Below are 24,462 nucleotides of genomic sequence, written 5' to 3' on the forward strand. Positions count from 1 at the left end.
ACCTCGAACCAAACAAACTTTTGAAAATGAAAAAAAACTCAATACATATCCTGATAGTTACCTCAGTTGCTCTATGCGCCGGTGCCGCACTTCCATTTCTGTTTGGGCACAGCACGATAGATCCTGAACAGCAATCCGTTAAATCCGAAGTTCCCTATTGTGTCACCTCCCCTTCCGTACCGGATAAAATCACCTTTGCCGGACAGGAAATTGACCTGACACGCTACGATCATCGTGAACGCATGGACCGTGAACAAATGTCGTTCACCTATATGCACTCCACCACCATGCTCACCATCAAGCGTGCGAACCGCTTCTTTCCCATCATAGAACCCATATTGAAGGAAAACGGTGTACCCGACGATTTCAAATACCTCGCCGTAATAGAGAGTAACCTCAACACCCTTGCCCGTAGTCCGGCAGGAGCAGCCGGAATGTGGCAGTTCATGCAAACTACCGGACGCGAATTCGGCCTTGAAGTAAACCCCAATATCGACGAACGTTATCACGTGGAGAAAGCCACCCGTGCCGCATGCCAGTATCTGAAAGATGCCTACCAAAGATATGGTAACTGGCTTTGCGTAGCCGCTGCTTACAATGGTGGACAAGGCCGCATCTCCTCTGAACTGAAAAAACAGCTCGTAGATCAAGCCGTAGACCTTTGGCTTGTAGAAGAAACTTCCCGTTACATGTTCCGTCTGCTTGCCGCTAAAGCCGTCATCAGTAATCCGCAGCGCTATGGCTTTTTACTGAAACGGGAACATCTTTACCCTGTCATTCCCTATACAGAGATCAATGTAACAACAAGTATCGACAATCTGGCACAATTTGCTAAGAGTAAAGGTATTACCTACGCCCAACTGAAGGATGCCAACCCATGGCTGCGCGATAGTTCTTTACAAAACAAAAGCGGACGTACATACGTTCTTAAAATACCGACACAGGCGGGAATGCACTATGATCCGAAGAAGACTGTGCCGCATAATAGGGCATGGGTTATAAATTAAGTACTTTTCTTTTGTCTTGAGACAAAAGAAAAAGTACAGTAACTTAAAACACAGAAAGGAGCCAATATGACATTAGATTTCGATTTCGTACTCAGACTATTAGTAGCCGGCATCTTAGGTGCCATCATCGGCCTGGACAGAGAATACCGTGCCAAAGAAGCAGGATACCGTACTCACTTTTTAGTATCATTAGGCAGTGCCCTCATCATGATTGTTTCCCAATATGGCTTTCAGGACATTATCAAAGAAAACAGCGTCTCGCTGGACCCGAGTCGTGTAGCGGCCCAGGTAGTCAGCGGTATCGGTTTTATCGGTGCCGGTACCATCATATTACAAAAGCAAATAGTCAGAGGATTGACTACTGCTGCCGGAATATGGGCTACAGCAGGCATCGGTCTGGCGGTTGGAGCCGGAATGTATGTAATAAGTATAGCCGCTACCCTGCTCACTCTGGCAGGATTGGAACTGCTCAGCATCCTGTTCAAAAGTGTAGGGATGAAAAGCTCCATGATAACATTCTCTACCGGAAATAAGGATATCCTTAAGGAAGTATCCGATCGCTTTAACTCCCGAAATTATATGTTAGTCTCCTACAAAATGGAAAGATTAGGTTCCGGAGATACAGAAAGGTATATAGTGACTATGATTATCAAATCCAAGCGGAGTAATGACGAAGGACACATGCTGTCACTTATGCAGGAATGGCCGGATGTGACAGTAGAACAAATCGAATGATCTTGTTACTGCTTCTCTGTCATGTGTTTCCAGTAACGTATAGGCATATCTTGTTTATGCTTCCGCGGATTTAGCCGTTCTTTGATACAGATGGCTTTAAAGTATGTCTTCCAGAGTTGCTGAAAAAGTTTCTCGTCTTTATCCATCAGGCTTTCATCCAGCATACCTGTGACCAGATGTCGCTCGCATGAACCTTCTTCAAAAGTGACCTGACGTACTTCTTTCAAATCATAATAGAAACCATACGCCCGTTTTATGTCATATATCAGCCAGGGCTGATCGGCAAAACGATCCTTAAAATGATCGATAGCCAGTGGTAGAGCATTCTTTTCCGGCTCTACCGCAGCAAAGAAGGTGCCGTCGGCAGCTTTCTGAAAACGGATAAACTGGAGCATACGAAGACGTTCCCAATCCACCCGCTTCCACATACGCGAGAATTCCAGTACATCCGGATCGGCAAAATTGGTTTCAATGGAACGGGGAGCATCAATCGCCTTACGAATATAGCGAAACAAAAGCATCGGAGTTTCCTGTTCCTCCGCCAGCCAACATTGGGCGAGGCAAGACAGAGCACCGGAAGAGAGTTTCTTTTGCAAACCACGCCATACTCGCTTCGCCTTTTCTTCTTCGGTGATTACCGTGAAGACTTCATCATAAAATAAAGGTAATGGCTCTCCTTCCGGAGACAATGCATCAGGAAAAACACGACGGGAATAGGCTTCAAAAACAGAAGTCAGCAAACCCTCGAAAGTATTATCAAAAACAAATATATTCATGGAAAAAAACTCTCTTAGTCGCGGAAATCAAGCAACAACTGCCTTTCGTCCACTTTCTTCTTGTTCGGCTTCGTAATCAGCAAACTGCGCACTGCTTGCGGAGTCATTTCATTCACTGTCTTCATAGGGAGTTCATGGCAAGTAATAAAGTACTGCGCTTTTTTCATCACCACTCCTATCTTCTTTAACTCATAGAAACCTAACTTAGAAAAACGACGGGATGCCACGATCAATCTTGCCGACTTCACTCCTACCCCCGGAATACGCAATAACATCTCATAATCCGCCCGATTGATATCTACCGGAAACTGCTCCGGATGGCGTAAGGCCCACGACAGTTTAGGATCAATCTCCAAGTCCAGGTCAGGATATGCATCATCCACAATCTCTTCCACCTTAAACTGATAAAAGCGCATGAGCCAATCTGCCTGATACAGGCGATTTTCACGTACCAGCGGTGGCTGCTTCAGGGCCGGCAAACGCGTATCATACGTATTCACAGAGATATAACCGGAATAATAAACACGCCTCATTGTAGGTCCTTTGTAAAGAGCTGATGAAAGAAAAAGAATATCTTTGTCCGTTTCCGCTGTAGCCCCTACAATCATTTGTGTGCTCTGTCCGGCAGGAGCAAAACGTGGTGCATGGCGGTGTTTCTTCCGTTCCTCCGAACTTTCCAACACGCCTTGCTGAATATAACGCATCGGCGCATATACACTTTTATGGTCTTTCTCCGGGGCAAGAAGTTTCAGATTCTCCTCTTTCGGTATTTCTACATTGACGCTGAGGCGGTCGGCATACAACCCCGCTTCGTTCACCAGTTCACGACTGGCACCGGGAATACTTTTCAAATGGATATAGCCATTGAAACGATGCACTGTGCGCAAGTCTTTTGCCACGCGCACCAGACGTTCCATGGTATAATCCGGACTCCGCACCACACCACTGCTCAGGAATAATCCTTCTATATAATTGCGGCGATAGAACTCCATCGTCAGATCTACCAACTCACTGACAGAAAGCGTAGCACGCGGCAAATCATTAGAGCGACGATTGATGCAATATGCACAGTCGTAAATGCAATAGTTCGTCAACATCACCTTCAGCAGTGAAATGCAACGTCCATCCTCAGCAAAACTATGGCAAATACCCCAGCCACCGACAGTATTACCCAACATACCGGGTTTGTTGGAACGCACGGTACCGCTGGACGAGCATGAGACGTCATATTTTGCCGACTCCGCCAGTATTTTCAGTTTATTGAGGACGTTTTCATTCATATCCACTACACAACTTATAATTGGGCCAAAATTAGCAATTCGAAGAGAAGGAAACAAATAATGGGAAGTTAAATAATAAAGAACTATTCAGAGTGTCTTCACACCTGTAAAACAAAAAAGACCGCTCTCATTGAGACGGTCTTTCAATTCTTTCAGTAAGCGTGCTTATTATTTAGCAGCTTCCAAAGATGCTTTGCGGAATGCTTTCATTAATTTTTCGATTTCTAAAGAAGCCTTACGTGCACGAGTACCGGCAGCTTTGTTACCATTTTCAATCTGAGCTTTTGCATCTTTCTCGAATGCTGCATACAATTCAGCAACTTTTTCAACTAATTCTTTCATAATCCTTTTCTTATTAATATTACTTCGTTAATAATGTCTGGCAAAAATACACTCTTTCTTGAAATAAATGCAGAAAAACAATATTTTTTTTGAAATAATCCGCAAAAATTGCACAAAAAAACGTCCTCTGGCGTTTTTTACCTACTTTTGCAGGCATGAAACCCCTTACAGATACGGAATACATACACTTGCTCATAGCCGAAGGCGAACACCAAAGGCAGGACTTTAAGTTTGAGATTTCCGATGCCCGTAAGATCGCAAAAACGCTCTCCGCCTTTGCCAATACGGACGGCGGGCGGTTGCTGATCGGGGTAAAAGATAACGGAAAGATTGCCGGAGTTCGCTCCGATGAGGAACAATATATGATAGAGGCGGCAGCACAAATGTACTGTCAGCCGGAAGTGAATTATACCATGCAGACCTTTCAGGCGGAAGGACGCAGTGTGCTGGTAGTGCAGATTGAGGAAAGTTTGCAAAAACCCGTATATGCCAAGGATGAAACTGGAAAACCGTTGGCTTATCTGCGCATCAAGGATGAGAATATACTCGCTACACCGGTTCATCTGCGTGTATGGCAGCAAAGTGGTAGTCCGCGGGGAGAACTGATAACTTATACTGAACGCGAACAGTTGTTGCTTGACTTGTTGGAAGAAAATGACAGTCTATCGTTAAACAGGTATTGTAGGCTGGCACGCCTTTCCCGACGTGCAGCGGAACATTTACTTGCCAAGTTCATCCGGTTTGATATTGTAGAACCGGTATTTGAAGGTCATAAGTTTCACTTCAGACTAAAATAAATGATTATTCTTCTATCCTGACTTTTACTTTTGGGTTATGAGGAAAAAGTTATTTACAGAAAAACAAAAAACAGAAACAGTTGTTATTTTAGGGTATCTCAGTATGATACTTAGGGTACCTCAGTATGATACTTAGGGTATCTCAGTCGTATACTTAGGGTACCTCAGTTGCAGTCTTAGAACGCCTCAACACAACACAGTAATATTCAATCAGTTACAAAATATATCTTTTGCGACCTTTATAATCAATAAATTCAGACAGAAGAACCGACAGTTTATCATTAAACAAGTAAATATTAAACAATATAGCATGAATATAATCAATTCAATCAACGATATTCTCTGGACCTATATCCTCATCGCTCTGCTTTTGGGATGTGCCCTTTGGTTCACGCTGAAAACCCGCTTCGTACAGTTCCGCATGATAGGTGAAATGGTACGTTTACTGGGTGACTCAGCAGGAACAAACGGCAAGCCGGGTGAAAAGCATATTTCTTCATTTCAGGCATTTGCCATCTCCATTGCCAGCCGTGTAGGTACGGGCAATCTGGCGGGTGTGGCCACTGCCATCGCTGTAGGCGGGCCGGGAGCAGTGTTCTGGATGTGGGTCATTGCCCTGTTTGGTGCTGCCAGTTCATTCGTAGAGTCTACATTGGCACAATTATATAAGGTGAGAGGCAAAGACTCTTTCATTGGCGGTCCCGCTTATTATATGCGGAAAGGATTGAAACAACCGTGGATGGGTACTGTATTTGCCATACTCATTACGATCACTTTCGGCTTCGCCTTCAACTCCGTACAAAGCAATACGCTGTGTGCAGCTTTTGAACATGCGTTCGGTTTCGACCATGCCATCGTAGGAGGGGTTATTACCATAGCCACGCTGCTTATTATCTTCGGTGGTGTACAGCGCATTGCTAAAGTGAGCAGCATTATTGTCCCCATTATGGCATTGGGATATATTGCTTTGGCACTGATTATTGTAGCTATCAACATCACTGAACTTCCTGCCGTTATCAAACTCATCGTCAGCCATGCCTTCGGCTGGCAACAGGCATTGGGTGGCGGTGTAGGTATCGCATTGATGCAAGGCATCAAGCGGGGATTGTTCAGCAATGAAGCAGGTATGGGTTCCGCTCCCAATGTGGCAGCCACCGCACACGTCACACATCCCGTAAAGCAGGGGCTGATACAGACCTTGGGCGTTTTCACCGATACATTAATTATATGTACCTGCACCGCGTTCATTATACTTTTCAGTGGTGCGCCGCTGGACGGCTCTACCAACGGGGTACAACTTACGCAACAAGCATTGACGAATGAGATAGGTTCAGCAGGAAGCATTTTTGTTGCTATTGCTTTGTTCTTCTTCGCCTTCAGCAGCATTCTGGGTAATTATTATTATGGAGAAGCCAATGTACGTTATCTTACCCGTAAGAAATGGATATTGAACATTTACCGTATTCTGGTAGGTGGTATGGTGCTATTTGGTGCACTCGCTGCACTGGATGTGGCCTGGAGTCTGGCAGATGTCACCATGGGATTGATGGCGCTCTGTAACCTGATTGCCATCAGCCTGCTCGGTAAATACGCTTTTAAACTACTGGAAGACTACCGTGCACAGAAGCGGGTGGGTATCAAAGACCCTGTTTTCACAAAAGACCGCCTCAAAGAGGTAGAAAATGACATAGAGTGCTGGTAAGAGATTTATGATTTATAAATTATGATTTATACAATTGTTGGTGTAAATCAACTTATTTCGTACTTTTGTAACCGCAATTGCCCCGGCAATTATAAATCATAAATCATAAAACATAAATAAGATGGGTATATTTGCCAAACTATTTAAAAAGAATTCCGAGGGTACTTCCTCCAAAAACGTGGAAGATTTCGTGTCACTGACACGCGTTTATTTCCAGTCCGTGATTGCCGCTAATCTGGGAATTACGAACATTCGTTTCGTGCCGGATGTAGCCAACTTCAAACGCCTGTTCAAAATACCGACTCAGGGCGGACGACTGGGACAAGCCGAAAAGACTGCTTCACGCAAAATGCTGATGCAGGACTATGGACTGAGTGAAAACTTCTTCAAGGAAATCGACGCTTCCGTAAAGAAGCATTGCCGCACGCAGAATGATGTGCAGGCATACTTGTTTATGTATCAAGGCTTCTCACAAGACCTGATGATGTTGATGGGTAACTTGATGCAATGGAAGTTTCGCGTGCCCTCTGTTTTTAAAGGCGCACTGCGCAGTATGACCGAAAAGACCGTACATGACGTCTGCACCAAAACCGTATGGAAAAAGGACGATGTACATAAGACGGCTATGGCAGTCCGCCAATATAAAGAGCGTCTGGGATACTCCGAGCAGTGGATGACAGAATACGTGTACAACGTTGTATTACTGGCTAAAAAAGAACCGAAAAACAAAGCCACGGAAGAGAAATAAGCTTGAAATATCTATCAGGCAAAAACTGTTATCAAAAGAAAAAGTTTTCTAAAGAAATAATCAATAAAAAAAGGCGAGAAATGATTTTCTCGCCTTTTTTTGTTATTTTTATGCAACTTTTTTGCTCGAAGGAGCAACAACACTTTATGCAAAGAGATTGTTGTAAGATATAGCGGACTTTATCCGCTAAGCCACAGGCAACAAGCTATCAGTGACAAACTATTGCACTGGGTAAGTTAAAAAACTCTGATAAGTTGATAGTTCAAAACCTATTAGTTCAAGTAATCTGATTATTCAGAAGATTTCATAATTTAGAATATCCGATAACTCAGAAGATTTGATAATTCAAATAGTTTGATTTAGGCTCAGTAAGTCAGGCAACCTTTCAGGCTATCAGAGTTACCCGTAGCTTATAACTTTTAACTCAGCTTGTTACTTGCAACTTGTAGCTCGTAACTCGTAGTTATTTCAGTATTAATCATTAAAAAACAACCGCTTATGAAACAAAAGAAAATGCTTGCACTCACTTTATCCCAGTTGAAGCAACTTTATCGAAATGAACTTCCCGAAATTGTACGCATCGCCGAACAGAGCGACGGTACGGAAAGCTTCAAGCAAGGCATTTCGGAATTCATTACCAATCAGGCTGATACGGAAAGTGAAGTTGTCAGGCAAATTCGACTTCTGATTGAATATGACGGCCAGGAAGTCCATGAACTTTCTACCGATGAACAAATGATTGTTTCTACCCTGTCACTTCTATACATGTTTCTTATCGGAAATCTGGAAGAAGATGTGGAAACAGACGTGTTCCTGGATATTTTCCAGCAATTCAAACGCTTACAGCATCCTGCTGCCCCACTCCCCGCACCCCAACGCGTCAAAGCGTGGACCGAGCGCTGGCCCAGCGGACTGGACGAAGACGTACAACTGATCCATGCCAAAAATAAAGAGCGTATTCTGCACGCATTGATACAGAAGATAGAGCACCGTACCGCTGTTTCCCGCTACCACTTTGAAGAGGGCATCAGCTACGAAGAGAAATACCGCCTCGTCAACGAATGGTGGAACGATTTCCGTTTCCATCTGGCCATGGCTGCCAAAAGCCCTACAGAACTGAATCGCTTTCTGGGCAATTCACTTTCTGCTGAAACCATGTATCTGTTATCTCGTGCCCGCAAGAAAGGAATGCCTTTCTTCGTTACGCCTTACTATCTGCACTTGTTAAATCCCGGCAGTACAGGATACAACGATGAATCTCTGCGCAGCTACATCCTCTACTCCCCGCAACTGGTGGAAACCTACGGACAAATCCGCGCTTGGGAACGTGAAGACATAGTAGAAGCCGGAAAACCCAATGCGGCCGGCTGGCTCCTGCCCGACGGGCACAATATCCACCGTCGTTATCCGGAAGTAGCCATCCTCATTCCCGATACCATGGGACGCGCTTGTGGCGGGCTTTGTGCTTCCTGCCAGCGTATGTATGACTTCCAGAGCAAACGACTCAATTTTGAGTTTGACTCCCTGCGTCCTAAAGAAACATGGGAAAAGAAATTGCGCCGTCTGATGACTTACTTCGAGGAAGATACCCAGTTGCGTGATATCCTCATCACAGGTGGAGATGCCCTCATGAGTCAGAACAAGACGCTGAACACAATTCTGGAAGCCATTTACCGTATGGCTGCCCGTAAACGGAAAGCCAATCAGGAACGCCCGGAAGGAGAAAAGTATGCCGAATTACAGCGTATCCGCCTCGGATCGCGTTTGCCAGCTTATCTGCCAATGCGTATCAACAATGAATTGGTAGAAATTCTGCGAACTTTCAAGGAGAAAGCATCCGTCATCGGTATCCGTCAGTTCATCATTCAAACGCATTTCCAAACTCCATTGGAGGTTACTCCCGAGGCAAAGGAAGGTATTCGCAAATTATTATCGGCAGGCTGGCTGATTACCAACCAACTTGTGTATAACGTAGCTGCCTCACGTCGGGGACATACCACCCGCCTACGCCAAGTACTTAACGAACTGGGAGTTGTCTGTTACTATACATTCTCCGTAAAAGGTTTCGAAGAAAACAACGCAGTCTTTACACCAAACAGCCGTTCCATGCAGGAACAGCAAGAAGAAAAGCGTTTCGGCAAACTAAATAAAGAAGATGCCTTCAACCTGTCTGCATCGCTCGAAACCGCACTTGATCCTGCATCCTGTATCCGCCACTTCCTGAAGATACATCATCTTCCGTTTCTTGCCACAGACCGCAGCGTGTTAAACCTGCCCGCCATTGGCAAGAGCATGACGTTCAATCTGGTAGGAATGACCGAAGACGGAAAGCGCATCCTTCGTTTCGACCACGACGGAACACGTCGCCACAGCCCGATAATCAATCAACTCGGACAGGTATATATCGTAGAGAATAAATCCATAGCCGCCTACCTGCGACAACTGCGTGCCATGGGAGAAGATGTGGAAGACTACGCAAGTATCTGGAATTATACGGAAGGCAAAACCGAATCACGGTTCAGCCTGTACGAATATCCGGACTTCCCCTTCCGCATCACAGAAAAAATGAGTAATCTGGAAATAGCAGAGTAACTTCCGGAAATAATCTATACTTTTGCATAAGAAAATCACAGAGTCGTCTGAGAAGTCTGAATCATATTCCGGGCTTTTCAGACATTTTTTATCCTAAAAATAGTAAGTATGGAAATCGAACGGCACCCTTTAGAACCCTTTCTTCCTGCTAACGCCCGTTTGCTGATGCTGGGAAGTTTTCCACCTCAAAAGAAAAGGTGGTCGATGGAGTTTTATTATCCGAACTGGAACAATGATATGTGGCGGATTGTAGGACTCTTGTTCTTCAATGATAAGAACCATTTTCTGAACGAAACGGCAAAAGCTTTCGACAAAGATCGCATTATCCCTTTCCTACAAGAAAAAGGCATTGCCCTATTTGATACAGCTACCGCCATACGACGGTTGCAAGACAATGCATCCGACAAATTTCTGGAAGTTGTAGAACCTACGGATATCGAGGGCATGCTCCGTCGCTTACCGGAATGTAAAGCCATAGTTACTACAGGTGAGAAAGCAACGGAAACTTTATGCGAACAATTCTCTCTTGAAAAGCCGAAAGTGGGAGATTTTACAGAGTTTGTTTTTGATGGCAGACCTATGCGACTCTATCGGATGCCCTCTTCTTCGCGCGCTTATCCGCTTGCTTTAGAAAAAAAAGCAGCAGCCTACCGCATTATGTATCAGGACTTACAGATGTTATAAGACGAGAGAGCGTTAAAATAATCGCTCATCCCTCTTGCATATTTGAAAGTTTACATTACCTTTGCAGCCGCAAACACGGGAGTAGCTCAGTTGGTAGAGCACTGGTCTCCAAAACCAGGTGTCGGGAGTTCGAGCCTCTCCTCCCGTGCAAGATGAAAATAGCTGCAAGTTTTTACTTGCAGCTATTTTTGTTTATAAACCCGTCATAAACGAGTATTCAAAGCCTGTCATTTCAAATCTACAGTCTGAGTAAAGCTCTGACCGAAACGATTTGTTGCTACGATCTTCACTGATTTAGCCTTATCCGTAGGACGTACCCGGAATAAGTGTGATGTATGATATCCTGTAGCCTTTCCTTCTTTCATTGTAATATAATCCTGATCCTCATCGTCAAAAGCCTCCATTACGCCCGGTTTCTCAACACCGTCTTCATAGTAGGATAACTTCCATGCCGGATCATAATCCCAGACATTAACCACCAGATACTTAGGTTGGCTCTGAAACTCACCCGGCTTATACACACGAAACTGATAATCGAATGGACGACCGGTAGCCTTATACTGCCAGGAGATGTCATCACCGGTCACATTTACCACCAGATAACCATTGGGAGCACCGCAACGATTTACATGTCCTGCCCACCAGGCACCACAAGCTGCACCAATATTATGTTCATAGATAACAGGAGTCACAATGCGGTTTTCATAAAAATGAGTATGACCGACAAAGATATGCGTCTTATAATCTTTTAGTATCTCAAAAAGTTGTTCGGCATTACGAGCATTGGCTCCTCCTCTACCCGTACTGTTAGCCGTAGGAGCATGAAGATTCAACAGTACGGTAGTACCCGGCTTCACATAGCTCAGATCCTTTTTCAACCATTCCAATTGTTCAGGGGTAAACTGCTCCGTATATTTCTTCTTACCTTTATAATCTATGTCTTTCATCGAAATAATATGCACTTTCCCTACATTAAGAGAATAATCCGTCGGTCCAAAATGCTCACCAAATACCAATTCCCCGTATTCTTCCTTATTCGTAGCGAGGCTCAGTGCCGTATATTGCTGATCAAAGTCGTGATTACCAATCACATGATACATAGTTAAGTCCAAATCAGAGATAACCTTCTTATACGAATCATACAAAGGCATAACATCCCAGACGATATCTCCCAGAACCATTCCGTAAACTTCCTGCGAAGATAATTGCTTCAATGTTTCCTCCAAATCAACCACAGTTTCCGAAGCAAAGCGATCCAACTGTTCCTCATTTCTTGCCTGCGGATCAGAGATAGCTATAAAGGTAAAATCCTGAACCGGCTGTTCTCTCTTCACCAAGCTGAAATCACAACGATTCTTTTTCTTTTTTGCATCAATCCGGGCATAATAGCCAACAGGCAATGCATTCTCTACATTAGTTTTGTAGTCCGCCGGAACAGAAAGATACACGAATTTAGACTGTGCGGGATCAGATACCAACTGATAACGCCCTTTATCATCAGTCTGCGTAAAATTAACGCCATCTGTCACAACAACACCTGTAACAGGTTGTTTCTGCGTATCTGTCACCACACCACTTACGACAATCTCTTTTTTAACGGGTTGGTCTGCTGCATACCCTCCTGCTGCAAATAAGTTCAGCAAAAGCAGCAAGGATAAAAAACGAATTGATTTCATGTTTCTTCTCTTTTTAGAATTTTAATTTCACGGCAAAGTAAACCCTAAAAAGCAAAAGAAAGATGTCATTCACATTACATTCCTATAACACGACCCGATTCATTAACGAATGTCAATCAGTTTATGTGTTTGCAGACTTAACCGCCATTTAGGATGTTGCATGACGCACGCCACTGTTTCCGCAGTATTACTACATGAACATGGTTGCAGAAAGAAATATTCAGCAGGAAGCAACTCGTAGACTCCAATATCTTGACCTTCGTAAACGACCTTCACCTCATCCATACGGGTAATCCCCAACTTCACCCCTTGCTTGGGAGAACAAGTCACCCAATCAATATTTGGGGGCAATGGATTCGTTCCATTCGTTTCGATACAGACATACTTTCCCGCCTGGTGCAAACGGTCGATAAAAGCCTCATCAACCCAAAGAGAAGGTTCTCCCCCCGTCAAGATAACCGTAACAGCCGGATACTTTCCTACTTCGGCAATAATTTCATCATCGGACATCAGCACACCTTCTTCATGCCGTGTATCGCAAAAAGAGCATTTCAGATTGCAACCGGAAAAGCGGATAAAGACAGCAGGCGTGCCGGTGTGATAGCCTTCACCTTGCAAGCTATAAAAAATCTCATTAATCTTTCTCATAAAAAATATTTGTGCCGGCTTTCAGTAGGGTTATTCTTTCTCATAAGTGGCTACATTGGATTCAGATTCCTGCACCTCGACTTTGAAGCAAGTAGGTATCTGCTCACATATCCAGCGGGCTATATTCTCTGCGGTAGGATTGAATGGAAGAACTTCATTCAAATTACGATGATCTAACTTTCCTTTCACCGTTTCTTTGATGTGACTGAAATCAACTACCATTCCATCGGCATTGAGTTCCCGGGAACGGCAGTAGACTGTGATAATCCAATTGTGACCATGCAGATCCTCACATTTGCTGCGATAGGAAAGTTTCAGGCTATGGGCAGCTGATATTTCCATGCGTTTGATAACTGTATACATATTCTTGTTAATACGCTAATTAAGAAAATACTTTGTCTGTTGTCGCACCTAATGTCACCTCGGCACGGCACAAAAGTACAAAAATTCTAAGGATTACAGTTTAAATCTTCCGCTTTTATTCATAAACACAAAGTGAATTGGCAACCTTACGCTCCCCTTTATTATCATAAAGTTTATTGTCAGTAAGCTTGTTTACAATTCCATTATCCGGTGCAGAAGCACTCCAGAGTGTAGTAGAACCACCACCATCCAGGTTCAAAGCTTTCCTTGCACCCAATACACGAAGAAGATGTGTCAACTCAGGGATATTGATACCTTCCGCCTTACCTTCGAAACGGCCCGCAACCGCAATCAGAAATACCGTTCCATCCTTCATCAGAGCTACGGCACTCCGTGGATGTTTAGTCTGAACGAATGACCGGTTACAAGCAGACAAGTCACAAGTTTTTCCATCCAGCAGCATCAACGGGCCGGAAACGAGAATACTCCCTTCTTTCTGTTCGCAAGTTTTCTCATCCTGTTTCTTCCAAGCTATGATGTCCAGTTTCCCTTTATCTATTTTCACGGCACCATTGGATACAGTACTGAGTACACCGGTCGCAGTAGTATCCACCACCACCCCGTCTTTCCTCAAATAGCAGATAGAAGTTCCTTGCTTGATATTGAAATAAGAACCGTTAATAGCCACCACTGCACCGGAACGACGGGCAGCATTACTGGTTTCTTCTTTAGGAGAATGAATTAAAATGTCAAACCGATGTCGTTCCGGTTTGATTTCAAGAATAGTGACATGCTGCGGAACACCATACAAAGAAACGAACTCCGCTTCGCGACAAAGTACACCTTTTCCCATAGAAGTTACATTCCAATGAGCAGTAACAAGTGCTAAAGAATCTGCAGTGGTCTGTGCCACCACAACAAATACATTACACAGTATCAGCAATAGCGTGAAGACGGATTTTCTCAAATACATGTTTTGACTTTATTGAAAATTCTTCGCAAACATAAGCATTTAAAGTGAATGTCAGATAACAAAGCAAACAGAACTTTCTCCGTAAACAAAAAAAGAGTACTTTTGCGGCATGAAAACCCTTTATATAGCACTTGGTACACTCTCTTTGGCACTTGGTATCCTCGGCATTTTTCTGCCGTTGCTACCCACTACTCCATTTCTGCTACTCACGGCTGCACTCTACTTTAAAAGTTCGCCTCGCCTGTATAACTGGTTATTAAATCATAAGCATCTCGGCCCTTATATCCGCAACTTTCGTGAAAACAAAGCCATCCCTCTACGTGCAAAGATAATTTCCATCTCGCTGATGTGGATCACCATGCTCTACTGCGTGTTTTTTATCATACCGTATATATGGGTAAAAGTAATACTCCTGATTATTGCAGCAGGAGTAACCTATCATATCCTTTCATTTAAGACGCTGAAGTAGACGCTTATTTAACCGCTCCACCTATCTGTTCAAAGAATTCCCCCAACCCCTTACGTGCATCAGCTAGTTTATCCTCCCAATGCTTCACGGAGTTCTGTCCTATGATATCCGTCACATACTTCACAGCAATAAAAGGCACGTTCTTGGCACGGCAAGCAAAGGCTTGCGCAAAAGCTTCCATATCGACCACATCGCCTTTCACATCCGAAAGTTCCGTCAGAAAAGTATCGCCTGTATTACAAATGCCTTCTCCTGCCCAATGCATACAGTATCCCTTCTCTGCCAGCAAAGTAGAAGAATCAATCTCATATTCCAAGCCCATATCGGCTAACTTCTGCATATCACGATCTATAAAATGACGGCACACCAGAATATCTCCTACCTGGCAATCAATGCTTCCCGCCGTACCTACGTTGATCACCAAGTCCGGCTTGGCCTGATTGAGCACTTCAGAAACATAATAAGCTGACTTCACTTTGCCTACTCCTGTACGAATATAGCCGATGTGAACTTCTTCCTCTCCTATCAATCCGGGAAACTTTAACTCCGTAAACTCACCCTGTACGGCGTAAGTAACTAAAATTTTCATACTGCATCTTTTTATTTTGAGCGAGTAAATGTACAACTTTTTTTTAGAAACTAAAATTCATCCACTTGCGACTTAATCTTTTCGATCTGTCTGATCAAACAATCCATCTTCCGCCTATTCTTTTTAATCATTACAGGACGCAGAACAAACCAATTAAGGGCAATCCATAAAAACAAAACAGAATACGCTATCAGTCTGAACGTAAAAGATGAATTAAGAGTATATTCATACATATAAAGAAGGATACCGAAGGATAGCAAAATGAAATATAAACTCATTACCTTAGTCTGCATGAAAGTTTCTTTCCCTTTCAGCATAAGCAAATTATTCAGATAATCGATATTCGACTGTTTCTCGTCCAATGACCTATACAAAGAAGTTATCTTCCGATTGACCACCACCACAATACACATCGGCAAGATTCCCACAATGATTCCAATCTTAGTACTCAAGAATTGCGGTTTGAAATAGATCCAGATAAATATCATAAAAAGGATAGTCAACACTAAGATAACATCAAGAAATATCCCACTTTTAAGACCGCTCTTTCTGAAACGGCTGATCTTATTCAATATTTCAGATTGATCGGCAGCCGGAACAGCCTGCCTGTTCCACAATTCTTTTATATCAATATTACTCTCCATATTCTTTGAATTTTCTTGTTAACTGGGCTTTTATACGATGAATTCTTACACGGACATTACTCTCCGACAATCCAATGATTTGCGCTATATCCGCTTGCCTGACATCTTCCAGCTCCAGCGAAATGATAATGCGGTCTATCTCCGAAAGCTCTGCAATAAACTTGTATAGTAACTGAATCTGCGGCTCAATATCCGTCTTTTCATCTTCAAATAAATCGGCAGGAAACTGCGTAGATAAGATTTGCTTCTTCCGTTCCAGTTGACGCAGGCAGTTATTGGTTGCAATACGAAATATCCAAGTATCAATATTGGCTTCATTCCTGAAGGTGGGCAGATATTGCCAGACTTTAATAAAAGTTTCCTGAGCCATGTCCTGAGCTAAGCTGTAGTCATTTACATACCCCATGCATAAGCGGAATATTTTATTCCAGTACCTCCTATATATATCTTCAAATTCCACTTAACGCTCTTTTATAAATTCACAAATTTGATGAATGAACCATTCCCTATCATCAAACATCACAAAATGCAAGCCTTTATCTGCATACCTGATTTGTGCTACTGACAAATTCTTATATTGATTCTTAATGACCGTATCTATATGTTTGAAATAAGGCTCCAAAAGTACGAGAGAAGGAACAACTATATTCTTTATACATTCCCTTAAATCTGTATTCGAGAAATCACAGAATAGTTTAGCATACGTCTTTCTGTCAGATGCCAATCCCCAGTTTACTATTTCGGCAAATCTCAATGAATCAGTGGTAAGCGTTGCCGCACTCATTCTTTGCATTTGCACAAATTGCTCCTCATCCATAGCTGTAATCCTGTCAATCAGATCAGTGCAGTCATTATCAGGAGCAGATTTAAAATCAGGAACTGTCAAAGCCATCAGACAAGGCAAGGCATCTACAATCACAATCTTTCCTGTAAGCTCCGGGAATTCAGCCGCAATTGCAAGTGTCAAACCACCTCCCATACTATGCCCCATAAGAATAGGTTTCTCTATCCGCTCCTCTTTGATAAACTTTGCAATCTGCATTTTCCATCTTTCGAATGATGGACACTCTTCAGGTGCAACGCCCGAGAAGCCCGCCATCGTCAGCACATAGCAGGTATAGCTGTCTTTCAGTACGCTGACTGTTTCTGCCCAGACATCACCCGAGCATGCAAAACCGGGTATAAATATAACCGCTTGTTTTCCTGTTCCCGATTTTACTACCGAAAAAGGATAATCCTGTGCAAAAATCAAAAGAGAAGTTCCCAATAACATCAGGGTCAAAAGTAATCTTTTCATCGCCATATATTCTAAAGTTTTTCCTTTAGATACGGACCACTCCGGAATGTTACAAGAAAAAGAGAATAGTATCGGAAAACTTCAATCTGATTTCTGTCTATTCTATAAGTTTTCCGGATATATCATTTGTTTAGCCATCCAGAAATTAGTAAGAGAAAGCCAGCTACTCTGATCACAAAGTCTGCTTTCATTATTTTATAATATACGTTTTCAGTGCCTCCACATATTCCTCAAAGGCGTCCACCCCCTGCGGTGTAATTTTGCAGAGAGTACAAGGCATTTTTCCTTTGAACGTCTTTGTCACCTCCACATAGCCTGCTTTATTGAGCTTGTCAATCTGCACGCTGAGGTTACCGGCCGTTGCCCCTGTTTGTTGGCGGATAAAGACAAAGTCTGCCTCTTCGACGCCAATAAGCAACGACATCACCGCTAAACGCAGCTCAGAGTGGAGCAAAGGGTTCAGTTCTTTAAACATATCATTCGTTTTTCTTTCGTTTACTACTCAACAATGCAAATAGGGATATACCCAACAGGGGCAGATGATACAGTCCCAGATAAAATCCGGTATCAGTGGCAAAATTGCCCATATTGTAACATCCTATAATAACCCCTACCATTGCCGTCACCCGCAACACAACCCTGCTTACACTCCGCTTACTCAATATCAGCAAAGTAAGAAAGACAGGCGTCATCGGGCAGAAGCCCAGCACAGCGCCGCTATCCAGCAGATAGTGCAACCGGAAGTCGGGCAAAGCCGTACGTAAATCCATCGGCCACCACAGGCAGAATAGAGCAACAGGAATTGTCCAACCCGTTTTCCAGGTAATATTATCAAAAGAGAATACGGTATTACCCTTCCACGCAGACCAAAACCAGATAAATGCCACAAATCCCATCATCACCACATTCACCGTCACCATGCTGAAACCGTACTGTTCCGTCACAGCCATATTTTGTATCACGGCATACAGCAGATAGAAACACCCTGCAATCGCCATAAAACATCTGCTGAACTTACCTCTACAGACAATAACAGCCATCAGAGCCAATATCATTACTATCTGAAAATAAACAGCATAAGCGTACATATCCATAATAAAGGCATGCCCCAGTGTATAAAATATCAAATCTCCCGCAGCCTCAAACTTAAAGCCTTTCGTCGCCACCGGCATCAAAAGGAACTGCAAAAGTACAAGTAACAAAAAGAACTTCCAAGAAGTCAGGAAATTCTCGAAACGACTTTTTGTCACGCACCGCCTCCTTTCTTCACTTTATAGTTCAGGAAATGTCCCGGGATAACCATCATAAAAATAAAAGCCAATGCAAAAAGCAATATCTGGTCGAATCCGTGTATAAAGAGGCAACCTAATGACGACAGAGCTCCCAAAGTTCCTCCTATAGTCACTACCTTCATGTTTACAATAAGACCGGTCAACGCCGTACCCATTCCCATTATCAGCAGTATGATGAACAAGACAGGCAAACTCCAGTAGAAGATAGCGACCCAGGTTATCAGAAAACCACCCAGCCCAAATACGGTCCAGACGTACCCTAATATCCGGTCGATATAGGTTCGTGCCATCTTCTGCTTCTTCCGGTTTATCCACAAGGTAGCAGGAAAAGAAATCGCGGGCAACAGGAACCACATCCATTGCCAGTTGTAATTACCGGTTTCTTTCAGGAGAAACCAAATCACCAGAGATATCACCGTACACAAATATCCCCATATCAGAAAAGGCATTCCGGCGTTCTCAGCCATCTTGTACTTTGCGTTCTGTATCATGTGAGTGATGAGTTCCAAACTCTCTTTCTCAGTCATATTTTTATTATCCATTACCAACTATTTTATTTATCCGAAATCATACAAACGAACATTCATTCCTTATCTTACATTAAATAATAAAACAGGAAGAACAGCAGAAACAATAAACACAGGGTTAATATCAGCAACAGCCTTGTCGTCACAGCATATTGTCTGGTAAGCAACTTTTTCTTTAATAAAAGTACCTCGCCGAATGTCAATACAGCCAACCAGGCATAACCATAAAAAGTCGTGATATGCCAAACATCCTTCGACCCCATGTATACTGCAAAAAACAGGTAATCAGAAATCAACGATATCCCAACGGCAAGCGATGCCACCACAAGGGCTTTTTTCATCAGATTCCCTGTTCTATTTTCAGAAGCCAGACAAATATAAATACCTGCCGCCCAGAAAAGAGGATTCACCGTAAGCATCAACAGTATTCCCAACTGCGGATTATGGCTCCAGGGAACCCATAATACGACATTGGAAAGCCAATACATGCACATTATCATCAGTATCGTAACCGTCCACCATAATTGGCTCTTTTGTTTATTTAATCTTGCAACATCCATCATTTCATGTCTACTTTAGAAATTAATAATCTGTGAGATCGAGCACCTTCACCAGCAAGAAAGCCAGCAACACCATGTTTCCAATGAGAAGACAGCCTAGAAGTGAGTTCATAGTATTTCCTCCAGTTAGTTATTTGAAACATAGTTTTCTTTCTTTGCGGCAATATTCAGCATGTGCCCGGGAATAATCATTGCAAAGACAGCAGCCACAGCGAAACAAAGTAAAGAAACATAGGTAGGAGCATCTTCTCCCATTGCTGCAAACACCATATACAAGCCTATCGCCAACCCGATTGACGAGAAAAGATAAAAAGCCTTGTAGCGAACAATAACACCTGTAATAATACTCCCCAACGACATAATCAATGTTCCTAACGGCAAGATAAATTCAAACTGTTTCATACAGGTAGCTCCTATTGCCACAGCCATACAAAGTCCACCCAGTATACGCCATATTTCAGTCAACACCTTATCCGAATAGGCTTTAGTCCGTTTCTCTGATTTATGTTCTAAATATATTCCCAAAGGAATTCCAATAACAGGTATCCCCCAAAAGCCCCACATCCAATGAGGGTCTTTTGTAAAACATAAGCCTGCGTACACAACTAAAGTCGCTATGGTTCCAATATATCCCCACAACAGAAATATATTTCCGCTACCCGCATCTAGATTACGACGTGTATTCTGTATCATTTGGGAGATGAGTTCTAAACTCTCTTGCTCGGTTATTTTTCTATCTTCCATAATTTATTGATTTAATGCAATTACTCTTTTGTGTGTCTTCTGTTCAACCGATGTCCGGGAATAATCAACATAATAACAAAACAAACAGCAAAGGCAGGATACATAAAGTTGAATTCAGGCGGATTAAACAAGATATGCGATATCATAACCACGGATATTGCCAATGCACAACCAGCAGCATTTCTCATCCATGAATCATTTATGATACTCCCCGTAATATTAACTCCCAATGAACACAGCAGCAGAATAATCGGCATCAATAATAACATGGAGTCAAAATAGAGAGCGGCTATTATAGAAATACCAATTCCATATTGCCCGATATTACTCCAGATAGCAAGTAAAACCTTATCTGTATAAGTCAAAACCGGCTTATCTTCCTTTTTCTTCAACCAGTGCATCACCGGAAAACCAATAACCGGTATAGCCAGCCATAGCCAATTCCAAAGCGGATTACCAGTTATCAGAATCAGAACATAAACCACAAGCGCAGTTATCGTACAAAGATACCCCCATAGCAAAAGAATATTCACATTCCCCAACCGAAGGTTTTTCTTACTATTCTGTATCATCTGCGTGATAAGATCCAAACTCTCCTTTTCAGTCATTTTCTTGTCTTCCATAACAGTGTTTCTCTTTATATATAAAATTATTTTTTTGCTTTGTCCTGTAAGGCCTTTACATCTTTCAACTCTACATCAATCGTTTTTGCTTCAGCCGTCATGTCCAAATCTACAATCGCGCAATTCTCTGCTGGTATCCCGTCTTCCCGGTCCAGTTGATAATTACCGTTTTCATCGTGATAGACATACAATTTACATTTTCCTTCGGGCACTTCTTTTAATACAAGTGTTACCGTATCCCCCGTAGCATCCACCATTGCATATTGCCCTTTATCGGCAGCAATCATCACCTTTCCTTTTGCAGAACGAATGTTCTTCACTTTCACTGTCAAGTCACTCTGTGCTGATACCGAGACAGCACATACGCTTACAACAAACAATGCAACCCACTTAAAACCAATCGTTTTCATAACTGTACATCTATTAAAATTCTACAATAATCATACATTTCGGGTTCGAACTCCGATGCAAAGATAGATGGTTTATTTTATAAACCAAATTATTTTATAAATTAATTTATGAAAAATAAAAAGAAAGTTTTCGAGAAGGTACGAATACTCCGGAATTAATTCACAAGTGCACAGGAATGAAGCTCAGGATGACAGATACTCAGTAAACCATCACCTAATAGAGACGAATAATTCCACCATTGCAAAAAGCTACCCCTTACGCTGCAAGAAACTAATACCTACCTTACAAGAAACTAATCCCGGCATTGCGATGAACTAATATTTTCTTGCATATTATTATTCATACAATATATATTATAGTTTCTTACAACAAATGTTGTAATAAAGAAATATAATTGTTGTATGAAACTTTTATAGCTGTTGTATGAATAGTAATATGCAAGAAAATATTAGTTCATCGCAATGCCGGGATTAGTTTCTTGTAAAAATAGGAATAGTTTTAGGCATCCGCCAAACAAACCCTTTTCAGTCCGCATAAGTGCCGTTTTCATGTTATTTCGATGCTCAGGCAACATTTTTCCCTGAAAAGTTTTTGTAATCTCCAAGTTAATTGTATTTTTGTGTACAATTTTGGTATAGTAATGACTGACGAAGAAAAGAAGCGATTAAGTACCTTTGAAGCGAGACTGCGCCATTTGATCTTTTTGTATGATGAATTGAGGCGCGAAAATGCTGAATTAAAGCAACTTCTAAAAACTAAACAAGAAGAATGCGAGCAGGTACATGCTGAATATGAAGCTTTGGAAGATGACTATACGAACCTAAAAACAGCAATGACAATCAGCCTTAACGGCAGCGACGTAAAAGAGACGAAACTGCGATTGTCCAAATTAGTGCGTGAAGTCGATAAATGCATCGCTTTGTTGAATGAATAACAAGATGTATGAACGATAAGATAAAGATAAACCTACAGATGGCAGGCTCCACCTATCCCCTCACCATATTGCGTGAAGAGGAAGAAATGGTGAGAGAAGCAGCCAAACAGGTGGATATACGGCTCAATGCGTATCGAGAACATTACCAGAATGTGACTCCTGAGAAGATTATAGCCATGGTGGCCTATCAATTTGCCTTGGAGAACCTGAAAATGAAAAAACGAAACGACACTCGTCCGTATGCCGACAAGATAGAAGAACTGACAGAGGTGTTGGAAACATACTTCAAAGGACTGTAAACGTCCGGAAGCTTTTCCTCAAAATACCAAAGCCAGCAAAAGAATTAGAAAATCCACGCACTGTGTGAAAGTGTCCCTTCTGAAAACAAGGGTGGCTTTCTTGCAGTGCGTTTTTTATTTATATACTTAAAACAAATTGAAATGACAGTAACAATACTAGTATCCATTGCCTGTTTCATTATCGGTGGATTTCTGTCGTACATGTTCTTCAAGCATGGTTTGAAGTCCAAATATGACAACATTCTGAAAGAAGCCGAGGCTGAAGCGGAAGTGATTAAAAAGAATAAGTTGCTTGAAGTAAAGGAGAAGTTCCTGAACAAAAAAGCAGACTTGGAGAAAGAAGTGGCGATCCGCAACCAGAAAATTCAGCAAGCGGAGAACAAGTTGAAACAACGTGAGTTGGTGCTGAACCAACGCCAGGAAGAGATACAGCGTAAGAAGTCGGAAGCCGAAGCGGTGAAAGAAAACCTGGAAGCCCAGTTGGTTATTATCGACAAGAAGAAAGACGAACTGGATAAACTGCAACAGCAGGAAATTGAGAAACTGGAAACCATTTCCGGACTCTCGGCCGAAGAAGCTAAAGAACGCATGATCGAATCTTTGAAAGAAGAGGCCAAAACACAGGCACAGTCTTTCATCAACGACATCATGGACGATGCCAAACTGACGGCAAGTAAGGAAGCAAAACGTATTGTGATACAATCTATCCAGCGTGTAGCTACGGAAACTGCCATCGAAAACTCAGTGACCGTGTTCCACATTGAATCGGATGAAATCAAGGGACGTATTATCGGTCGCGAAGGCCGTAATATCCGTGCGCTTGAAGCAGCAACGGGTGTGGAAATCGTAGTAGACGATACACCGGAAGCTATCGTATTATCGGCTTTCGACCCTGTACGTCGTGAAATTGCCCGCCTGGCACTGCATCAGTTGGTGACTGACGGACGTATCCACCCGGCACGTATCGAAGAAGTTGTATCTAAGGTACGCAAGCAAGTGGAAGAAGAAATCATCGAAACCGGTAAACGTACTACGATTGACCTCGGTATCCATGGTTTGCATCCTGAACTGATCCGTATTATCGGTAAGATGAAATATCGTTCTTCTTATGGTCAGAACCTGTTGCAGCATGCCCGCGAAACAGCCAACCTCTGCGCTGTGATGGCATCGGAACTGGGTCTGAACCCCAAGAAAGCAAAACGTGCCGGATTGCTGCATGATATCGGTAAAGTGCCCGATGAAGAACCGGAATTGCCGCATGCACTCTATGGTATGAAGCTGGCTGAGAAATTCAAAGAAAAACCGGATATCTGCAACGCTATCGGTGCCCACCACGATGAAGTGGAGATGACGAGCCTTCTGGCACCCATCGTACAGGTATGTGATGCTATCTCAGGTGCCCGTCCGGGAGCACGCCGCGAAATTGTTGAAGCTTACATCAAGCGACTGAACGATCTGGAACAGTTGGCAATGGCCTATCCGGGTGTGACGAAGACGTATGCTATCCAGGCAGGTCGTGAGTTGCGCGTAATCGTTGGTGCCGATAAGATTGACGACAAGCAGACTGAAAACCTTTCCGGTGAAATCGCGAAGAAGATACAAGATGAGATGACGTATCCGGGACAAGTGAAGATCACGGTAATCCGTGAGACACGCGCAGTAAGTTATGCGAAATAAATTGTAAAGATTGAAATTAGTGATAAAGAGGTGGGGAAACAAAAAATCCCTGCCTCTTTTTGTTTTCTTTGCT

Annotated in this window: 29 protein-coding genes and 1 tRNA gene; 12 read left to right on the plus strand and 18 right to left on the minus strand. The window is 42.8% G+C overall.

Annotated elements, in window-relative coordinates:
* Positions 1-26 precede the first annotated feature (26 nt).
* Complete coding sequence (locus tag BACINT_RS18920) at positions 27-1,007, plus strand: lytic transglycosylase domain-containing protein (RefSeq protein ID WP_007666030.1); 981 nt, start codon at positions 27-29, stop codon at positions 1,005-1,007.
* Between the two features lie 66 nt (positions 1,008-1,073).
* Positions 1,074-1,742 carry an MgtC/SapB family protein gene (locus BACINT_RS18925; protein ID WP_007666033.1) on the plus strand — a complete coding sequence of 223 codons (669 nt, stop codon included), beginning with the start codon at positions 1,074-1,076 and terminating at the stop codon, positions 1,740-1,742.
* A gap of 5 nt (positions 1,743-1,747) precedes the next feature.
* Here the strand turns inward: BACINT_RS18925 and BACINT_RS18930 are convergent, their stop codons facing one another.
* The 3 genes from BACINT_RS18930 to BACINT_RS18940 all read right to left on the minus strand — a co-directional run bounded on the left by BACINT_RS18930 (position 1,748) and on the right by BACINT_RS18940 (position 4,140).
* Positions 1,748-2,518 (minus strand): TIGR03915 family putative DNA repair protein, encoded by a 771-nt coding sequence (locus tag BACINT_RS18930; RefSeq protein WP_007666035.1) that lies wholly within the window; start codon positions 2,516-2,518, stop codon positions 1,748-1,750.
* A 14-nt stretch (positions 2,519-2,532) separates the two neighbouring features.
* Complete coding sequence (locus BACINT_RS18935) at positions 2,533-3,798, minus strand: putative DNA modification/repair radical SAM protein (RefSeq protein WP_007666037.1); 1,266 nt, start codon at positions 3,796-3,798, stop codon at positions 2,533-2,535.
* 168 nt (positions 3,799-3,966) lie between these two features.
* Positions 3,967-4,140 (minus strand): histone H1, encoded by a 174-nt coding sequence (locus BACINT_RS18940; RefSeq protein WP_007666039.1) that lies wholly within the window; start codon positions 4,138-4,140, stop codon positions 3,967-3,969.
* A 155-nt stretch (positions 4,141-4,295) separates the two neighbouring features.
* On the opposite strand from BACINT_RS18940, the gene BACINT_RS18945 reads away from it, so the two are divergent.
* The 6 genes from BACINT_RS18945 to BACINT_RS18970 all read left to right on the plus strand — a co-directional run bounded on the left by BACINT_RS18945 (position 4,296) and on the right by BACINT_RS18970 (position 10,811).
* The gene (locus BACINT_RS18945; RefSeq protein ID WP_007213065.1) at positions 4,296-4,937 is read left to right on the plus strand and encodes an AlbA family DNA-binding domain-containing protein; all 642 of its coding nucleotides are present in this window, start codon (positions 4,296-4,298) and stop codon (positions 4,935-4,937) included.
* 310 nt (positions 4,938-5,247) lie between these two features.
* Positions 5,248-6,639: an alanine/glycine:cation symporter family protein gene (locus BACINT_RS18950; protein ID WP_007666052.1), complete on the plus strand. Its 1,392-nt coding sequence runs from the start codon at positions 5,248-5,250 to the stop codon at positions 6,637-6,639.
* A gap of 121 nt (positions 6,640-6,760) precedes the next feature.
* On the plus strand, positions 6,761-7,387 hold the full coding sequence (locus tag BACINT_RS18955; protein ID WP_007213063.1) for a hypothetical protein: 627 nt from the start codon (positions 6,761-6,763) through the stop codon (positions 7,385-7,387).
* A gap of 498 nt (positions 7,388-7,885) precedes the next feature.
* On the plus strand, positions 7,886-9,979 hold the full coding sequence (locus tag BACINT_RS18960; RefSeq protein WP_007666055.1) for a KamA family radical SAM protein: 2,094 nt from the start codon (positions 7,886-7,888) through the stop codon (positions 9,977-9,979).
* Positions 9,980-10,087: 108 nt separating this feature from the next.
* The gene (locus BACINT_RS18965) at positions 10,088-10,663 is read left to right on the plus strand and encodes a uracil-DNA glycosylase family protein (protein ID WP_007666056.1); all 576 of its coding nucleotides are present in this window, start codon (positions 10,088-10,090) and stop codon (positions 10,661-10,663) included.
* 75 nt (positions 10,664-10,738) lie between these two features.
* Positions 10,739-10,811, plus strand: a tRNA-Trp gene (locus tag BACINT_RS18970).
* A gap of 79 nt (positions 10,812-10,890) precedes the next feature.
* On the opposite strand, the gene BACINT_RS18975 is transcribed toward BACINT_RS18970, so the two are convergent.
* From BACINT_RS18975 to BACINT_RS18990, 4 genes are all read right to left on the minus strand, one after another.
* The gene (locus BACINT_RS18975; protein ID WP_007666057.1) at positions 10,891-12,339 is read right to left on the minus strand and encodes a calcineurin-like phosphoesterase C-terminal domain-containing protein; all 1,449 of its coding nucleotides are present in this window, start codon (positions 12,337-12,339) and stop codon (positions 10,891-10,893) included.
* Positions 12,340-12,441: 102 nt separating this feature from the next.
* Positions 12,442-12,987: a 7-carboxy-7-deazaguanine synthase QueE gene (locus BACINT_RS18980; RefSeq protein WP_007666059.1), complete on the minus strand. Its 546-nt coding sequence runs from the start codon at positions 12,985-12,987 to the stop codon at positions 12,442-12,444.
* Between the two features lie 30 nt (positions 12,988-13,017).
* On the minus strand, positions 13,018-13,350 hold the full coding sequence (gene queD / locus BACINT_RS18985; RefSeq protein WP_007213057.1) for a 6-carboxytetrahydropterin synthase QueD: 333 nt from the start codon (positions 13,348-13,350) through the stop codon (positions 13,018-13,020).
* A 115-nt stretch (positions 13,351-13,465) separates the two neighbouring features.
* A complete protein-coding gene (locus tag BACINT_RS18990) occupies positions 13,466-14,323 on the minus strand; it encodes a phosphodiester glycosidase family protein (RefSeq protein WP_007666069.1) in 858 nt (285 codons plus the stop codon).
* A gap of 109 nt (positions 14,324-14,432) precedes the next feature.
* On the opposite strand from BACINT_RS18990, the gene BACINT_RS18995 reads away from it, so the two are divergent.
* Positions 14,433-14,792: a YbaN family protein gene (locus BACINT_RS18995; RefSeq protein ID WP_007666073.1), complete on the plus strand. Its 360-nt coding sequence runs from the start codon at positions 14,433-14,435 to the stop codon at positions 14,790-14,792.
* A 4-nt stretch (positions 14,793-14,796) separates the two neighbouring features.
* Here BACINT_RS18995 and BACINT_RS19000 read toward each other — a convergent pair whose 3' ends face one another.
* The 11 genes from BACINT_RS19000 to BACINT_RS19050 all read right to left on the minus strand — a co-directional run bounded on the left by BACINT_RS19000 (position 14,797) and on the right by BACINT_RS19050 (position 21,478).
* On the minus strand, positions 14,797-15,381 hold the full coding sequence (locus tag BACINT_RS19000) for a 5'-methylthioadenosine/S-adenosylhomocysteine nucleosidase family protein (protein ID WP_007666077.1): 585 nt from the start codon (positions 15,379-15,381) through the stop codon (positions 14,797-14,799).
* Between the two features lie 50 nt (positions 15,382-15,431).
* Complete coding sequence (locus tag BACINT_RS19005) at positions 15,432-16,025, minus strand: hypothetical protein (protein WP_007666079.1); 594 nt, start codon at positions 16,023-16,025, stop codon at positions 15,432-15,434.
* Complete coding sequence (locus tag BACINT_RS19010; RefSeq protein WP_007666083.1) at positions 16,015-16,485, minus strand: RNA polymerase sigma factor; 471 nt, start codon at positions 16,483-16,485, stop codon at positions 16,015-16,017. Before BACINT_RS19010 ends, BACINT_RS19005 begins: the two co-directional genes overlap by 11 nt.
* On the minus strand, positions 16,486-17,328 hold the full coding sequence (locus tag BACINT_RS19015) for an alpha/beta fold hydrolase (protein ID WP_007666087.1): 843 nt from the start codon (positions 17,326-17,328) through the stop codon (positions 16,486-16,488).
* 184 nt (positions 17,329-17,512) lie between these two features.
* On the minus strand, positions 17,513-17,797 hold the full coding sequence (locus BACINT_RS19020) for a winged helix-turn-helix domain-containing protein (RefSeq protein WP_007666109.1): 285 nt from the start codon (positions 17,795-17,797) through the stop codon (positions 17,513-17,515).
* Between the two features lies 1 nt (position 17,798).
* Complete coding sequence (locus BACINT_RS19025) at positions 17,799-18,572, minus strand: hypothetical protein (RefSeq protein ID WP_007666110.1); 774 nt, start codon at positions 18,570-18,572, stop codon at positions 17,799-17,801.
* The gene (locus BACINT_RS19030; RefSeq protein ID WP_007666111.1) at positions 18,569-19,156 is read right to left on the minus strand and encodes a hypothetical protein; all 588 of its coding nucleotides are present in this window, start codon (positions 19,154-19,156) and stop codon (positions 18,569-18,571) included. Before BACINT_RS19030 ends, BACINT_RS19025 begins: the two co-directional genes overlap by 4 nt.
* A 53-nt stretch (positions 19,157-19,209) precedes the next feature.
* Positions 19,210-19,704, minus strand: a complete 495-nt coding sequence (locus BACINT_RS19035) for a hypothetical protein (protein WP_007666112.1) — start codon at positions 19,702-19,704, stop codon at positions 19,210-19,212.
* A gap of 123 nt (positions 19,705-19,827) precedes the next feature.
* Complete coding sequence (locus BACINT_RS19040) at positions 19,828-20,445, minus strand: hypothetical protein (protein ID WP_007666122.1); 618 nt, start codon at positions 20,443-20,445, stop codon at positions 19,828-19,830.
* Between the two features lie 20 nt (positions 20,446-20,465).
* Positions 20,466-21,068: a hypothetical protein gene (locus BACINT_RS19045; RefSeq protein WP_007666124.1), complete on the minus strand. Its 603-nt coding sequence runs from the start codon at positions 21,066-21,068 to the stop codon at positions 20,466-20,468.
* A gap of 26 nt (positions 21,069-21,094) precedes the next feature.
* Entirely contained in the window at positions 21,095-21,478 is a 384-nt protein-coding gene (locus BACINT_RS19050; RefSeq protein WP_007666126.1) for a DUF2141 domain-containing protein, read from the minus strand.
* A 641-nt stretch (positions 21,479-22,119) separates the two neighbouring features.
* Between BACINT_RS19050 and BACINT_RS19055 the strand changes: the two genes are divergently transcribed.
* The 3 genes from BACINT_RS19055 to rny all read left to right on the plus strand — a co-directional run bounded on the left by BACINT_RS19055 (position 22,120) and on the right by rny (position 24,389).
* Positions 22,120-22,413, plus strand: coding sequence for a hypothetical protein (locus BACINT_RS19055; RefSeq protein ID WP_044155370.1), 294 nt, complete (start codon positions 22,120-22,122; stop codon positions 22,411-22,413).
* 8 nt (positions 22,414-22,421) lie between these two features.
* Positions 22,422-22,712, plus strand: a complete 291-nt coding sequence (locus BACINT_RS19060) for a cell division protein ZapA (RefSeq protein ID WP_007666132.1) — start codon at positions 22,422-22,424, stop codon at positions 22,710-22,712.
* A gap of 141 nt (positions 22,713-22,853) precedes the next feature.
* A complete protein-coding gene (rny, locus tag BACINT_RS19065) occupies positions 22,854-24,389 on the plus strand; it encodes a ribonuclease Y (protein ID WP_021967590.1) in 1,536 nt (511 codons plus the stop codon).
* Positions 24,390-24,462 lie beyond the last annotated feature (73 nt).

Source organism: Bacteroides intestinalis DSM 17393 (genome assembly GCF_000172175.1).
GTDB classification, from domain to species: Bacteria; Bacteroidota; Bacteroidia; order Bacteroidales; family Bacteroidaceae; genus Bacteroides; species Bacteroides intestinalis.